The 15,066-nt window shown below is 69.6% G+C and carries 15 protein-coding genes; all 15 read right to left on the bottom strand.

The genetic code is table 11. The features are described from left to right. Positions 1-18: 18 nt before the first annotated feature. A complete protein-coding gene (locus MEU52_RS07945; protein ID WP_238120497.1) occupies positions 19-2,385 on the bottom strand; it encodes a Tex family protein in 2,367 nt (788 codons plus the stop codon). A gap of 216 nt (positions 2,386-2,601) precedes the next feature. Beyond that, entirely contained in the window at positions 2,602-3,585 is a 984-nt protein-coding gene (locus MEU52_RS07940; protein ID WP_238120498.1) for a phosphotransferase enzyme family protein, read from the bottom strand. A 625-nt stretch (positions 3,586-4,210) separates the two neighbouring features. Next, positions 4,211-5,272, bottom strand: a complete 1,062-nt coding sequence (gene hypE / locus MEU52_RS07935; protein ID WP_238120499.1) for a hydrogenase expression/formation protein HypE — start codon at positions 5,270-5,272, stop codon at positions 4,211-4,213. Further along, entirely contained in the window at positions 5,269-6,393 is a 1,125-nt protein-coding gene (gene hypD, locus MEU52_RS07930; protein ID WP_238120500.1) for a hydrogenase formation protein HypD, read from the bottom strand. Before hypD ends, hypE begins: the two co-directional genes overlap by 4 nt. A gap of 4 nt (positions 6,394-6,397) precedes the next feature. After that, entirely contained in the window at positions 6,398-6,709 is a 312-nt protein-coding gene (locus MEU52_RS07925) for a HypC/HybG/HupF family hydrogenase formation chaperone (protein ID WP_238120501.1), read from the bottom strand. A gap of 19 nt (positions 6,710-6,728) precedes the next feature. Continuing rightward, positions 6,729-8,198: a sigma-54-dependent transcriptional regulator gene (locus MEU52_RS07920; RefSeq protein ID WP_238120502.1), complete on the bottom strand. Its 1,470-nt coding sequence runs from the start codon at positions 8,196-8,198 to the stop codon at positions 6,729-6,731. Continuing rightward, positions 8,195-9,229: a hydrogenase nickel incorporation protein HypB gene (hypB, locus tag MEU52_RS07915; RefSeq protein WP_238120503.1), complete on the bottom strand. Its 1,035-nt coding sequence runs from the start codon at positions 9,227-9,229 to the stop codon at positions 8,195-8,197. The genes MEU52_RS07920 and hypB overlap by 4 nt, the downstream gene beginning before the upstream one ends. Next, complete coding sequence (gene hypA, locus MEU52_RS07910) at positions 9,229-9,570, bottom strand: hydrogenase maturation nickel metallochaperone HypA (RefSeq protein ID WP_238120504.1); 342 nt, start codon at positions 9,568-9,570, stop codon at positions 9,229-9,231. Before hypA ends, hypB begins: the two co-directional genes overlap by 1 nt. Beyond that, complete coding sequence (locus MEU52_RS21785; protein WP_273546097.1) at positions 9,563-10,669, bottom strand: hypothetical protein; 1,107 nt, start codon at positions 10,667-10,669, stop codon at positions 9,563-9,565. The genes hypA and MEU52_RS21785 overlap by 8 nt, the downstream gene beginning before the upstream one ends. Then, positions 10,666-11,769 (bottom strand): [NiFe]-hydrogenase assembly chaperone HybE, encoded by a 1,104-nt coding sequence (hybE, locus tag MEU52_RS07900; RefSeq protein ID WP_238120505.1) that lies wholly within the window; start codon positions 11,767-11,769, stop codon positions 10,666-10,668. Before hybE ends, MEU52_RS21785 begins: the two co-directional genes overlap by 4 nt. 7 nt (positions 11,770-11,776) lie before the next feature. Beyond that, on the bottom strand, positions 11,777-12,628 hold the full coding sequence (locus tag MEU52_RS07895; RefSeq protein WP_238120506.1) for a hydrogenase expression/formation protein: 852 nt from the start codon (positions 12,626-12,628) through the stop codon (positions 11,777-11,779). A 10-nt stretch (positions 12,629-12,638) separates the two neighbouring features. Continuing rightward, positions 12,639-13,034 carry a hydrogenase gene (locus MEU52_RS07890; RefSeq protein WP_238120507.1) on the bottom strand — a complete coding sequence of 132 codons (396 nt, stop codon included), beginning with the start codon at positions 13,032-13,034 and terminating at the stop codon, positions 12,639-12,641. After that, on the bottom strand, positions 13,034-13,366 hold the full coding sequence (locus MEU52_RS07885; protein WP_238120508.1) for a HypC/HybG/HupF family hydrogenase formation chaperone: 333 nt from the start codon (positions 13,364-13,366) through the stop codon (positions 13,034-13,036). The genes MEU52_RS07890 and MEU52_RS07885 overlap by 1 nt, the downstream gene beginning before the upstream one ends. A 12-nt stretch (positions 13,367-13,378) precedes the next feature. Then, positions 13,379-14,002, bottom strand: coding sequence for a HyaD/HybD family hydrogenase maturation endopeptidase (locus tag MEU52_RS07880; protein WP_238120509.1), 624 nt, complete (start codon positions 14,000-14,002; stop codon positions 13,379-13,381). A 307-nt stretch (positions 14,003-14,309) separates the two neighbouring features. Further along, complete coding sequence (gene cybH, locus MEU52_RS07875; protein ID WP_238120510.1) at positions 14,310-15,065, bottom strand: Ni/Fe-hydrogenase, b-type cytochrome subunit; 756 nt, start codon at positions 15,063-15,065, stop codon at positions 14,310-14,312. Position 15,066: the final 1 nt, after the last annotated feature.

Here is a 15,066-nt window from a genome sequence, read left to right as displayed (position 1 = left end):
CCCAAACAGGCTCTCAGGTCAGCCCCCCTTGCGCCGCAGCGCCTCGGCCAGGGCCGCGCCGAATGCGCCCTGGTCTGGCTTGTCGTTGCTGCGCTTGCCCTGCGGGGGCAGGCCGCGCTTGCCGTCGCGCGGGGCGGTGGCGCGGTCGGGGGTGCCGCCTGCGGGCCGGCCGCCGGCGTCGTCCTTGCGCATGGAGAGGGCGATGCGCTTCCTCTTCACATCCACATCCACCACCCGCACCTTCACCACATCACCGGCCTTGACCACCTCATGGGGGTCCTTCACGAACCGGTCGGCCAGGGCGGAGACATGGACCAGCCCGTCCTGGTGCACGCCGATGTCGACGAAGGCGCCGAACGCGGCGACATTGGTCACCGTGCCTTCCAGCACCATGCCGGGCTTGAGGTCGCTCATCTCGTGCACCCCCTCGGCGAAGGTGGCGGTCTTGAAGGCGGGGCGCGGATCGCGGCCGGGCTTCTCCAATTCGGAGAGGATGTCACGCACCGTGGGCAGGCCGAAGCGCTCGTCCACGAAGGTGCGCGGATCGAGGGCTTTCAGCGCCGCCGTATCGCCCATCAGCGCGCGCACGTCGCGGCCGCAGGCGGCAACGATCTTCTTCGCCACCTCATAGGCTTCCGGATGCACCGCCGAGGCGTCCAACGGCTCGGCGCCATCGGGAATGCGCAGGAAGCCGGCGGCGAGCTCGAAGGTGCGCGGGCCGAGCCGGGAGACCTTCAGCAGTTCCTTGCGGGTCTTGAACGCCCCCACCGTATCGCGGTGGGCGACGATGGCCTCCGCCAGCGACGTGCCGAGCCCCGACACCCGGGCGAGCAGCGAGGCGGAGGCGGTGTTGAGGTCGACGCCCACGGCGTTCACCGCGTCTTCCACCACCGCATCCAGGGCCTTGGCGAGGCGGGCCTGATCCACATCGTGCTGATACTGGCCGACGCCGATGGACTTTGGCTCGATCTTCACCAGCTCCGCCAGCGGGTCCTGCAGCCGGCGGGCGATGGAGACGGCGCCGCGCAGGGACACATCGAGATCGGGCATTTCGGCCGCGGCGGTGGCGGAGGCGGAATAGACCGAGGCGCCGGCCTCGCTCACCACCACCTTGATGGGCTTCTTGCCGGCGGCATCCGGCGGCAAAGCGGAGAGGAGATCGGCGGCGAGCTTGTCGGTCTCGCGGCTCGCCGTGCCGTTGCCGATGGCGATCAGCTCCACCCGATGGCGGCGGATGAGGCTGGCCAGCTCCGCCATGGCTCCTTGCACATCGTTGCGGGGCTGGAACGGATAGACGGTAGAGGTGGCGAGCACCTTGCCGGTGCCATCCACCACCGCCACCTTCACGCCGGTGCGGATGCCGGGGTCGAGGCCCATGGTGGCCCGCGAGCCGGCCGGGGCGGCGAGCAGCAGGTCCTTGAGATTGCGGGCGAAGACGTGGATGGCCTCTTCCTCCGCCTTCTCCCTCAGCTCGCCCATGAGATCGATGGTGAGGTGCAGCGAGAGCTTCACCCGCCAGGCCCAGCGCGCCACGTCCAGGAGGAAGGCATCGGCGGGGCCGCCATTGGCGAGGGGGATCTCGTAAGCCTCGGCCACCAGCCGCTCCACCGGCTTGATGGGGGCGGTGGCGTCCTCGTCCACGACGAGGTCGAGGGTCAGCATGTCCTCGTTGCGGCCGCGCAGCATGGCCAGCACCCGGTGGCTGGGGGCGGTGGCCCATTTTTCCGCATGGTCGAAATAGTCGCGGAACTTGGCGCCGGCCTCCTCCTTGCCCTCGGCCACCTTGGCCTTGAGCACGGCCTGGCTCTTCATATAGGTGCGCAGGCGGCCCACCAGATCGGCATTTTCCGCGAACGTCTCCACCAGGATGTCGCGAGCGCCGTCGAGGGCGGCCTTCACGTCCGCCACCTGATCGTTGAGGAAGCGGGTGGCCAGCTCCGCCGGCACGCTTCTGCGATCGGCCAAAAGGGTTTCCGCCAGCGGGCTGAGGCCTTTTTCGCGGGCGATTTCCGCCTTGGTGCGCCGCTTGGGCTTATAGGGCAGATAGAGGTCTTCCAGCTCCGCCTTGGTGGTGACGGAGAGGAGCTTACCGCGCAGGTCATCGGTGAGCTTGCCCTGGCCCTCAATGGAGGCGAGCACGGTGGCGCGGCGCGCCTCCAGCTCGCGCAGATAGGACAGGCGCTCCTCCAGGGTGCGCAATTGGGTGTCGTCGAGGCCGCCGGTGACTTCCTTTCGGTAGCGGGCGATGAAAGGCACCGTGGCGCCTTCGTCCAGCAGCCCCACCGCCGCGCTCACCTGGGCCGGCCGCGCGCTGATCTCGCCGGCGATGATGCGGGCGATGGCTTCGGTTTCAGCAGCCTTGGTGGCAGACGGCGTAGCGGCCATGGGGGATCCTTAATACGGGTTTCGGGGGATGCCCGAAGCAGCCTGAGGCTCAGGCGCCCCTGCGCAGCGCTGGAGCATGTCCCCGATTCAATGAACGGGCGAGTGCTCTAGCCCAGGGTTGCGGCGCTGTCACGGCAGGGCGGCGTGCACCGGGGGCGAGGTCACAGGAAACGGCCCCCGCGTTTGCCCGTGATGAAGCGGTGCCCCGCGGGGGCCTCAGCCGTGGCGGGAGAGGAAGGCTTCGGCGAGGGCCACCGTGCCATCGGTGAAGGCGGGGCCGAGGGCCTGGGCGGCGGGGCGTTCGCCGTGGGAGGCGGCCCAGGCGGTGAGCAGGATGCGGCGCAGCATCACGAAGACGTCGAGCTGGGCGGAGACATCACCCGGCAGCGGCCGCTCGGCGCGATAGCCCTCCATCCAGGCGGCCTTCAGGGCCGGCACATAGGGTTCGTGCTCCAGGAAGGAGATGGCGGCGGCGAAATCATAGAGGAACCAGGAGAAGCCGCAGTCATCGAAATCGATGAGGGCGAACCGGTCGCCGTCCACCAGCAGATTGGCGAGCCGCAGGTCGGCATGCACCAGGCCGAAGCCGTCCGGCTGTTCCAGCGGTCGCAGCTTGTCCTTCAGCATCCGCGCGGTGCGCTCCAGCAGTACCCGGCCCTGGTCGTCGAGACCGAGGGCGTTGCGGAAATCCCCCCACAACGGCTTGGCGCCCAGCGTGCTCTCGAAATTCCACACCTTGCGGGCGAAGCCTTCGGGGCGCTTCCAGCGGCGGGCATGGGCATGCAGCCGGGCGTGAAGGGTGCCGAGGTGGCGGAACCACGCCACCAGATCCTCATCGGGCGAGGGCTCGCGGCCGGGCATGAACTCGAAGGCCACCACATGGTGGCTGGCGCCCACCCCCGCCACATCGGCGATGAAGCCGCCCTCGGCGAGGGGGATGGGGCGCGGCGTGGTGATGACATCATCGGCGCGCAGCGCCTCGATCCAGGCCAGTTCCGACTTGATCTCGGCCCGGCAGTGGGCGCCGGAGCGGTGCACCCGCAGCACCACATCGCCGTCGCGCCCGTCCTGCACCCTGTAGGTGGCGTTGTCGGACACGGTGATGAGGCGCATCTCCGCATCGGGATCGAGCCCCCAGCGTGGCAGAGCGGCGCGCACGCCGTCTTCGATGCGGTCGCGTTCGGCATGGGTGTCGAGCACGAGGGTTCTCCTGCAAAGCGGGGCTGATGTCAGAGGCTGAACGCCGTGGCCCTCATTCTGTTTCATCCGGCCTGCGCGGGATTAGCGGGGATCGCAGGCCCGTCGCGTCCTCACCTTCAGGCATGGGCTGCGTGAGCACGGCAGGGTCGGCGAAGACCCGCCGGCACGTAGCGCGGCTCATTCCCCCGCCACCGTTCACCTCCTCACCAGCAACGTGTTCCTCTTGGTGCCCCTCCCTCTCCCGCTTGCGGGGGAGGGTCGGGGAAGGGGGCAATCGCCAGTCACGTGAACCGAATTGCGAGGCGAAGGGCCGTGCCTCGAAAGTGAAAAAAGTTTCAAATGCCAAGTTCTCAAATGCCAAGTTCTCAAATGCCAAGTTTTCAAATGCCAGTTTCTGCGATGCAGGACGCCGTCCTGGCCCCCTCCCTCACCCTCCCCCGAAAGCGGGAGAGGGAACGCCCAACGACGGGCCATCGTGCTCGAATGTCGATCGAGCTGAGAGGCTGGCCCAGCCAAGCCCCTGGTGAAGACGGGGGGATGCTACGCAGTCCGGCCGCCGCTTCACAAGCGGTTTTTGTTGTGCGCTGCGGGACCGATGGGCCGTGCGCAGGTGCGCGGGCGGCCCTCAGCAGATGCGGGGCAATTGGTCGCCCACCAGCATGTCGACGATGCGCTCGCCGCCGAAGCGGGTCGCCATGGTCACCCGGCCGGGCCGGCCGCTGGTGATGGTGCCGATGGCCGCCGCATCGCGCCCGAGCGGGTGGGCGCGCAAAGCGGCAAGGGCTGCCTCGGCCTCGTCCGATGGCACCACCGCGACGATCTTGCCTTCGTTGGCGAGATAGAGCGGGTCGAGCCCCAGGATCTCGCAAAAGCCCTGCACCTCCGGCCGCATGGGCAAGGCGAGCTCGTCGAGCCGCACGCCCACGGCGCTCGCCTCCGCCAGCTCGTTCACCACCGCCGCGACGCCGCCACGGGTGGCATCGCGCATCATGCGGATGCCCGGGGTGGCGGTGATCAACGTGGCGATGAGGTCGTGGAGGGGGGCGCAATCGCTGGTGATTTCCGTCTCCAGCGCCAGATCGCCCCGGGCGTTGAGGATGGCGGCACCGTGGTCGCCCAGCAGGCCGTTCACCAGCACCACATCGCCCGGGCGCGCCTTGGTGATGCCCACATCGAGCCCGGTGCGCACCACGCCGATGCCGGTGGTGGTGATGAACAGCTTGTCGCACGCGCCGCGGGCCACCACCTTGGTGTCGCCGGTGGCGATGGCGACGCCGGCGGCGCGGGCGGTCTCGGCCATGGAGGCCACCACCCGGCGCAGTTCCTCCACCTTGAGCCCCTCCTCGATGATGACGGCGCAGGAGAGCGCCACCGGCACCGCCCCGCCCACGGCAAGGTCGTTCACCGTTCCGCACACGGCCAATGTGCCGATGTCGCCGCCGGGGAAGAACAGGGGGTCCACCACGAAGCTGTCGGTGGTGAAGGCGAGCCGGTCGCCCTTGGCGGCGAGGGCGGCGAGATCGAACCGCGCCTGGTCCTCGGGAGCCGGGTGGCCGGCGCCCGAGAAGGTCGAGAGGAACACGTCGTCGATGAGGTCGCGCATGGCGCTGCCGCCGCCCCCATGGGCGAGGGTGATGGTGCTCTGGGTGAGCGCGCGGCGGCGGGTGGGCGTTGCGGGGGCGTTCATGCGGCTTCTCCCCTCAGGCCGCCGTATTGGTAATAGGCGGCGCACGATCCTTCCGACGACACCATGAGCGCGCCGAGCGGCGTTTCCGGCGTGCAACCTTTGCCGAATTCGGGGCAGGCCCAGGGCTTTTCCGCCCCGGTGAGCACGGCGCCGCAGCGGCATTGGGCGGGGTCCGCCACCTTCACGTCGGGCACCGCGAAGCGGCGTTCCGCATCGAAGCGGGCGAAGGCCTCGCGCAGCCGCACCCCGGAGCCGGCGATGGAGCCGAGGCCGCGCCATTCGAAGGTGGGGCGCGGCTCATAGACCTCCGCAACCGCCTTCAGGGCGGCGGGGTTGCCGTGGGGCGGCACCACCCGGGCATATTGGTTCTCGATCCGGGCGTCCCCCGCCTCGATCTGCCGCAGCACCATGAGCAGCGACTGCAACAGGTCGATGGGCTCGAAGCCCGCCACCACCAGGGGCTTCTTGAATTCATCGGCGATGAAGCGGTACGGCTCGGTGCCGATGACCATGGAGACATGGCCCGGGCCGATGAAGCCGTCGATGCCGAAATCCTCCTGCTCCAGCAGCGCCCGCAGGGTGGGGATGATGGTGATGTGGTTGCAGAACAAAGAGAAGTTCTCCACCCCCTCGCGCGCGGCGCGCAGCACGGTGAGCGCCGTGGAGGGCATGGTGGTCTCGAAGCCGAGGCCGAAGAACACCACCTCGCGCTCCGGGTTGCGCGTGGCCAAAGTGAGGGCGTCGAGGGGGGAATAGACCATGCGTACGTCGGCGCCCTCGGCCTTGGCCTGGAGCAGGCTCTTCCTGGAGCCCGGCACTCGCATGGCATCGCCGAAGGTGGCGAAGATCACCTCTTCCCGTTCGGCGATGGCCACGCAGTCATCCACCCGGCCCATGGGCAGCACGCACACCGGGCAGCCGGGGCCATGCACGAATTCCACCAGATCCGGCAAAAGCCCTTCGAGGCCATAGCGGAAGATGGCGTGGGTGTGCCCGCCGCACACTTCCATGATGGCGAACGGCCTGTCGCGGCCGCGTTCCAGCCGGGCGGAGATGGCCTCGATCTCCTTCACCAGCGCCCTGGCCAGAGCGGGATCGCGGAATTCATCGACGAAGCGCATGGGCTCACTCCTGTCCGGCCGGCTGGGAGGCGAGGGGGGCGATAGCGCCGGCGGTGAGCGCCTCCATTTCCGCCGCCGCCTCGCCAATCTCGGTCAGCACCTTCAGGGTGGCGGCCGCCTCCTCCTCGTCGATGACGCTCATGGCGAAGCCCACATGCACCAGCACCCAGGCCCCCACGAGATCTGCGAGGGGCGCGCCGGGCGCGGCCACGCACACCACGTCCACAGTGCGGCGCACGCCGGAGACATCCACCACGCACAGCATGGCCTCCTCATCGGCGACGGCGACGATGCGCCCAGGAATGCCGAGACACATGGCGGTTCTCCGTTCGTCTTCAATGCGGCTGGGCGAAGGTGCGGTCGCGGGCGATGCCGTAGCGGTCGAGTTTGGCGCGCAGCCCCACCCGCGACAGGCCCAGCTCCTCCGCTGCGCGGCTCTTGTTCCAGCGGCAGCGCACCAGGGTTTCGGTGAGGATGGAGGCTTCCATGCGCTCGATGCGGTCTTTCAGCGGGCCGGACTCGGGCAAGGTGATCACCTCCGGCTCGGCGCGGGCGGTGGTGATGGCCGCTGCCCGCACCAGATGGGGCGAGAGCAGGTCGGCGCCCAGGGTCTCGCGCTCGGCCAGCACCAGCATGCGGGTGATCTCGTTCTGCAGTTCGCGCACGTTGCCGGGCCAGTCATAGGCCTGCATGCAGGCGAGCGCCTCGGGGCTGAAGCCCTTGGCGCGCTTGCCGTGCTGGGCGGCCAGCGCATCGAGGATGCTCTGCGCCAGCACCGGGATGTCGGCGCGCCGCTCGCGCAGCGCCGGCAGGGTCAGCACCATGGCGGAGAGGCGGTAATAGAGATCCTCGCGGAAGCGGCCCTTGGCCACCTCGCCGACGAGGTCGCGATGGGTGGCGGCGAGCACCCGCACATTGACGCGCTTGGCCTCGTTGGAGCCCACCGGGCGGATCTCGCCTTCCTGCAAAAAGCGCAGCAGCTTCACCTGGAAGGCGGGGGAGATGTCGCCGATCTCGTCCAACAGGATGGTGCCGCCATCCGCCTGATCGAGCAGGCCGATGCGGGTGACGTGGGCGCCGGTGAACGAGCCTTTCTTGTGGCCGAACAATTCGGATTCCAGCAGCTCGTCGGGGATGGCCCCGCAGTTCACGGCGAAGAACGGGCGGTCCGAGCGCAGGCTGGAATAATGGATGGCGCGGGCCAGGAGTTCCTTGCCGGTGCCGGTCTCCCCATGGATCAGCACCGGCACGTCGAAGGTGGCGACCTTGGCGCCGCGGGTACAGGTGTCGGAGAGCGGGCTGCCGGGGGCGCGGATCAGCGTGTCGAAATGGAAGATCTGTGCCACCCGTTCCCGCTGGGCGGCGAGGCGCGCCTCGGCGGTGGTGGCGGTGAGCTTCATTTCGAGGCTCAGCCGCTCGTGCTCGCGCTGCAGATCGAACAGATGGGCGGCGTTGCGGGCGGCGAGCAGCAATTGGTCGGGATGCCAGGGCTTGGGGATGAACTGGTAGATGCCGGCGGCATTGATGGCGCCGATCATGTCCTCGGGCTCGCTATAGCCGGTGACGATGATGCGCAGGATGTCCGGCCAGCGCTCGCGCACCTCGGTGAGCAGCGCGACGCCGGAGGTGCCGGGCATGCGCTGGTCGCAGAAGATCACCTGGATCCACTCGTTCTCCAGGATGCGCCGGGCCTCGTCGGCGCTGCCGGCGGTGAAGACGTCGAATTCCTCGTCGAGCACGCGGGCGATCACTTCCACCGAGCGCGGCTCGTCATCCACCACGAGAAGGGCGGGGCGGCGGGTCATGAGTGGGCCTCCCGTGCGGCGAGGAGGCCGGCGGCGGCGCGCAGAGTGCGGGCCTTGGCCTCGGCGGCGATGGCGAGGGCCTCGAGCCGGCTGGCGCGCCGGCGCTCCAGCCAGGCGAGCCAGCGGGCGAGGCCCACTTCGCCCCGGGCGGAGACGCGCAGGATCTCCGCCTTGGGGTTCACCCGGGCGATGTTGCGCTCCAGCGCCGCCATGTCCGCATCCACATAAGGCGCCAGGTCCGCCTTGGTGATGAGCACCAGCTCGGCGCCCTGGAAGATGTCGGGATATTTCAGCGGCTTGTCGTCGCCTTCCGCCACCGAGATGAGGGTGATGCGGGCGGTCTCGCCGAGATCGAAGGCGGCGGGGCACACGAGGTTGCCCACATTCTCGATGAACAGCACGCCGCCTTGGGGCAGGGGCAGCTTTTCGAGGGCGTGGCCCACCATGTGGGCGTCCAGGTGGCAGCCCTTGCCGGTGTTGATCTGCACCGCCGGCACGCCCACGGCGCGGATGCGGGCGGCGTCATTGTCGGTCTGCTGGTCGCCCTCGATGACGGCGGCGGGCAGCCGGCCGGCAAGGGCTTTGAGGGTTTCCACCAGAAGCGTGGTCTTGCCGGCGCCGGGGCCGGAAAGGAGATTCAGCGCCAGGATGCCGGCCGCATCGAGCCGGGCGCGGTTGGTACCGGCATAGCCGTCGTTCTTGGCGAGGATATTGGTCTCGATCTCCACCATGCGGGCCTGGCTGAGGCCCGGGGCATGGGCGCGGGCCGGGCCCTGGCCGTAATCGAGGGTGCCGGCGCGCTCCTGTGGCGCGGTGTCTTGTGGCGCGGTGTCTTGCGGGTGGGCGTCTTGCGAATGGGCATGGCTGTGAGTGGTGCCGTCCGCATGGGTATGCACGGCGCCGCCATGGTCATGTGCATGAGCGTGCGCGTGCCCATGGTCATGATGATGGGCGTGATCATGCCCGTGGTCGTGACCGTGGGCCTCGGAAATGGTGGCGCCGTCACCGGCGCAGCCGCACACCGTGCACATCACATCACCTCCAGGTCTTTGATGGTCATTTCGGTGCCGCCATTGGGCACCAGCCGTTCGCCGCCGCAGCGGGGGCAGGGATCGAGCCGGTGCGCCAGGGGCACCGTATTGCCGCAATCGAAGCACCAGGCGGTGCCGGGCTCGTCCAGCACCACCAGTTCGGCGCCTTCGGCGAGCGAACCCTGCATCACCACGTCGAAGCCGAAGCGCAGCGCCTCCACCTCCACCCCGGCGAAGCGGCCCACGGCGAGGCGCACCCGCGTGACCTTGGAGAAATTCTGCGTGCGGGCCGCGTCTTCCATGGCGGAACGCAGGCTTTCGCACAGGGCCATCTCATGCATCGGCGAGGGCTCCTTGCAGATCGAGGGTGACCGGCACGCACGGATTGATGGCGCTGATCAGGAAGCCCGCCACGAAGGCGGTGTCCGGCCCCGGCGCAAGGCGCGCGAACGCCTGCTCCAAGAGCCCGCCGGGGGCGAGGTTCCAGGCGCTGGGGGAGAGGATGCGATAGCCCGCCACCCGGCCCGCCACCACCTGCGCCCCATGCCCGAGCAGGCCTCGGGCGGCTTCCGCATGGCCGAGGCTAAGGGTCGACTGGCCGGCGGACCGGTCCGCCCGTGTCGCGCCGAAGGGCACGAGGGGCGCATGGCTGCTGCCCGGCATGACCGCGCCCAGCGAGAGAAGATCGGCAAGCCGCGCCAGCAGGCGCACGAACAGGCTCGGCCCTTCGGCCGCCAGCAGTTCAGCGAAGAGGGGCGTGGCGGCCACCCGGCCGAGGGCGCCGGTTTCGCGCAGGGGGAAGGGTGCCGGCTCCGGCGGCGTTGCGCCGCGTGCGTGCAGCGGCGGCTGGAGGTCGCCAAGCAATGCCCGCTCCAGATCCACCCGGCCGAGCTCGGGCAGGCCGGCGCGGCCACAGGCGGGATCGAGCCCGCGCAGGCGGGAGAGGATGCGGGCGGTGGCGGTGGGGCCCGCCGCCAGCCAGCGGTTCAGCGCGGCGACGGATTGGGCGGTGAAATCTTCGGCTGCCAGCCGTTCGCCCACCAGGGCGCCCGCCAGCGCAGGTGCCCCACCCGCAGGTGCCCCACCCGCAGGTGCCCCGCCGGGCTGGGCGAGGCTGGCGAGGGCGGCGCGGTCCGGCGCGCCGCCACAGAGGCTTGGCCAGGTGTGGAGAATGGCGAGGGCGTGGTCGCGCCGGCTCTCCCGTATCATGGCCTCCGCATCGGCCTCCGCCGGCAGGCCCAGCGCCCGGGCGGCGGCGAAGCCGTGGGCGGCGCCGCACAGATTGAAGATGCGCGGCGCCAGGCGGGCGGCCTCCGCGACCGTGCGCCCTTCCAGAACCCGCGCCGGATCCGGCCCCTCGGCGCGCACGAACCGCCAGCCGTCGCCCTTTGGCGCAGGGGTGATGGTGAGGCGCTGGAGGCTGGCGCGGGGGGAGGTCATGGCCGGGCTGTCCCTGCGTCCGCAAGGGCGTCATCCGCCGACACCATTCGGTCGCTGGTCGCGCCGGTCCGCGCCGGTCCGCCCGCCGCCATGGGGTCCGCAGCGGCCTGACCCGCCGCCACCGGGTGTTCGGCGGCCGGGTGCCCGCCGGGCTGGCGTTCCGATGTCTCGCGCCCTGCCTCCTGCGCCGTGGCCTCCTGGCCGGCCGCATCCTTGGCTACATCCTGGCTCGCGAGGCCGGGGCCGAAGATGAGGGCGCGGCGTGACAGGGCGGAGGGCGTTTCGCGTGCGGGCGCATCCGCCGCCGCCTCCAGGGCGGCGCGCTGCGCCGCTTCTTCTTCCGCCTGCCGGGCGGCCGCGTCCTCGGCGCGCCGGCGGATCTCGCCGGCGCGGCTGCCCTCCTCGCGATTGGCGGGATCGAGCAAAGCGGGGATGATGGCTTCCGCCGTCTCCACCGCCTGCAGCATGGAGGAGAAATCGAACATGGGGGAGAACAGGGAGCACGCCCGGTAGGGCCCCGTCTCCGGCCGTTCGGCGGAGAGGAATTCATAGGTGCCGGAGGGAAAATCCATCAGCGCCCGGGTGCCCGTGGGCAGGCCCGTCCAGTCCTCGCCCGGCTTCGGCAGCGCGATGATGTTCATGAACCACGGGGTCACCAGCACGCCCACCAGGCGCCCCTCGAGAATGCGGAAGCCCACCGCCTTCACCGACAGCGCCCCGTTGACGAACGGCACCCCCTTCATGCGGGAGGCATTGATCTCCTGAAACACCGCTTCCAGCCGGCCGGGGAGGGTGCGCAGGGTTTCGTCCAGCGCCGCGTCCTCGGGGGAGGGGGCATCGACCACGGCGGTGGCGCCGGCGGCGCCGCCATCGAGCACCATGAACTGGTCGCGGGCGCCGTCGCACACCGGGCAGCGCCAGTCGTCCGGCAGATCATTGAAGGCGGTGCCGGGCGGCACCTGCCAGGTGTCGCAGCCCTCGGCCGGGTCATAGACGTGCCAGCACACCTTGCATTCGAGCCGGGCGGTGGGGGCGAGGCGGGCGCGATCGCCGAGGTAGGAGCCCTCGAACCGGCCATGGGGGAAGGCGGAGATGTTCATGGCCGCCTCACGAAATGGCCACGAGCACGTCGGCGAGGCGCTCGGCGGAATCGGCGATGTCCTCCGCCGCCGCGCACGCCACCTCCGGTACCTCGCACAGTTCGATGGTGTCGAGAATGAGCATGTCGGTGGAATTGTAGAAGCGCACCCGCCACACCCCCTTCAGCGCCGCCGCATCGATGCGGCAATTGCCATAGCCGCGGGAGAGCACCACCGTCGCGCCCTGGCCCAGCCGGGCGTCCAGCATGGCGAGGTCTTCAGGTGTGTGTGGCAGCAGGGAGAGGTTGATGACATGGGGCGGCGCCCCGGGCGTGAGGCTGCGGGTGCGGTGGTCGATCTCCACCAGCAGGGTGGGGGCGTTGAAGATGCCCGGCCCACCCCCGGACAGGGCGGCGGTGTCGATGGCCCAGTTCGGGTCGTGGGCGCGCAGGATGGCGCCGCGCGGGAAGGCGCCCACCTCCACCCGGTCGGCCCCGGCGGCGCCGCGCAGGCGCCACACGCCGGCGAAGGTGGCTTCCTGGATCTCCATGGCCCGGCCATCGGTGCCGGCCACCTTCACCGCCACTTCGCCCTCGCCCAGGGTCTCGTCCACCAAAGCGAGATTGTCGGCATCGAGATGGCTGAGCGGGATGGTGAGGCTGCCACCCGGCGTCCAGGCCTTCAGGGCATCGAGGATCTCGGCCACCACCTTGAGGGCGGGGGCAAAGCGGGCCTTGTCCTCCACTTCCGGCAGGTGGGCCTCGAAAATGCGCATGCCCGAGGGCATGGGCAGATAGGCGAGGCCTTCTTCCTCGGCGGTGGGCTGGCTGCCGGGGCCGAAGCCCATGGGGGCCTGGGTGGCGAAGGGGCTGGAAGCCATGGGGAAAGCCTCAGTGGGTGGCGGTGGAGGGGGCGTCCATCAGGGCGCCGAGGCGGTCGAGATATTCATCCCAGTCCCGCATGCGGGAGATGGCGCCCAACGGTACGCCGGCGCGCAGCACCACGATGGCCGGCAAGGCGAGGTTGAGCGCCTCGCGGAAGGCGGCTTCCGCCTTGGGGCCGGCCACCGCGCCGCCGATCTGCGCCTCGCCGCCCAGGGCCTTCACCAGCTCGGGCAGCACCACGGCGATGTCGGGGCTCTCCAGGTGCGCCTTGCCGTGGGCGGGCAGCAACAGGAGATGGTCGCGGGCATCGAGGGCAGCGGCATCCTCGGCGGCTTCGACATAGGCATAGGCGCGCTCGGTGAGGAGGCGGCGCACCAAGGGGTGGAGGGCGTCCTGCGACATCAGGCTTCCTTTCGGCCGGCGGCATAGGCGGCGGCGAGGTGCGGCGGCAGCTCGGGCTCGCGATCGGCGAGATCGGCGAAGGCGCGGTCGATCCGGTCGGCATCGGCCTCGCCGGCCATGATGGCGGCGACGCCCGCCAGCGCCTCGGTGATGAGGCGGGCTTCCTCCGCCTCCAGCAGGCGGCGGGCGGTGCCCTGGAACACCAGTACGTGGTCGCCCACCCGGGCCTCGGGCACCAGGCACAGGTCCACCCGCTCGCTGCGGTCCTCGGCGAGGCACGAGGCGAAGGCGCCGTCGGAGGCGATGATGCGCATGGGCAGGCCGAGACACATGGGTGAGGGCTTTCAGCTGCGGGCGAGAATGCGGGGGTCGCCGATGCGGCAGGCCTCCTCGGCGCTGGGCCGGCCGGTTTCGTAAGAATCGCGGGCGATGGGCGCAGCGATGAAGCCGCCATCGCGCCGGGGGCGGGGCTGCGGAATGATGTCAAAATCGGTGGCCAGCACCTCCAGCACCTTGGCCGCCGCCGGTGCCACCTGGGCGGCGACGGTGGCGGTGAGGCCGCCGCCGTAATCGTCGAGAATTTCCGGCTGCACGCCCACCAGCACCATGTGCCCCGGGGTGTGGCCGCGCAGCGCCAGAAGGCCGAGGATCTCCTGGAAGCCGGTCTGGTGCAGGCTCACCTTGCGGGTGGCGAGTACGGCGGGCACCGCCTCATCGGCCAGGATGTGCAGGGTGCCGGGGGCAAGGCCGTAATCCACCGCATCGACGATGACGACGCCGTCCGCCTCTTCCAGATAGGGCAGGAGATAGAGGCCCTGGGTGCCGCCATCGAGCAGGGTGACGATGTCGGGGAAGACATGGTCGCGGTCGAGCGCCTCGAGCACGCGCACGCCGAAGCCTTCATCGGCCCACAGGATGTTGCCGATGCCGAGCACCAAAATGCGCGCGGGTATACATTCGTCGGCCATGCGACGCCTCCGTTCGGCCTGATCCTCCCACGGCGGTCTGCTGCCGCCTGAATGGAAGTGGACCAATTCAAAGACCGTGCCAGGGTGGCCGGGGGCTGCTAACGCCTTGATCGGTCTTGCCGGCATTGCATACCTTCCGGTATGGCTGCAGCTTAAAATGGAAGGATAATGTCCGATATTCTGTAAATTTGGAAATCTGAAATCCAATTTTTGCCGGAGCGGGCATGGACCGGCTCCGCTCACGCGGTTCAGCAATGCAAAAGGGCGCGGCCTTGGCCGCGCCCTTTCAGGTTGCAGGCCGGACGCCTCAGTCCGGATCGTCGTCGCGGAAGGTGCGGTAGCCGTTGGTGATGGCCGAGACCATGGACTGACGGCTCATGATGTCCTCGCGGATCACCGAATAGACGTGGATGATGATGAACAGGATGATCACCCACATGCCGAGGTGATGCAGGGTGTGCACCTGCATGGAGCCGCCGAGCAGCGGGATGACCCAGCCGAACAGGCGATCCTGCCAGGAGCCGGCGCCGGTGCCTTCCGAATAGAGGGCAAAGCCGGTAACGATCATGAAGATGAGCCCCAGCACCATCACCAGGAACAGGAAGGTCTGCGCCAGGGGATTGTGGCCCACGAACTTCAGTGGCCGGGGCTTCAGGAAGGCATACCACTGGATCTCGGTGAACAGGCCTTTCCAGAAGCTCTTCTTCCAGAGCGGCAGGGTGAACAGCTCGCGGGAATATGTATTGCCCACGAACGCCCACGCCACCCGGCCGATGAAGGCCACGGCGAGAATGTAGCCCGCAGAGAAGTGGATGAAGCGGATGGTGCCCATGAGGTAATGGGCGCTCGCCTCCCCCGACAAAGTGGGGAAGGGCGAACCGATGAAATAGCCGGTGACGCACAACACCACGATGCACAGGGCATTCACCCAGTGCCACAGGCGCACCGGCGCCTCATAGACATAGACGGTGGTCAGGGACTTTCCACCCTTCACCGCGGCCGTGGTCGCGGCCGGGGCGCGGTCCGCCGGGGGGGCGGTGCCGGGGATCGATGCATCGGTCATG

The organism is Xanthobacter sp. NM-25, assembly GCF_022138605.1.
In the GTDB taxonomy this organism is placed as follows: domain Bacteria; phylum Pseudomonadota; class Alphaproteobacteria; order Rhizobiales; family Xanthobacteraceae; genus Xanthobacter.
This window is presented reverse-complemented; position numbering and strand designations above follow the sequence as displayed.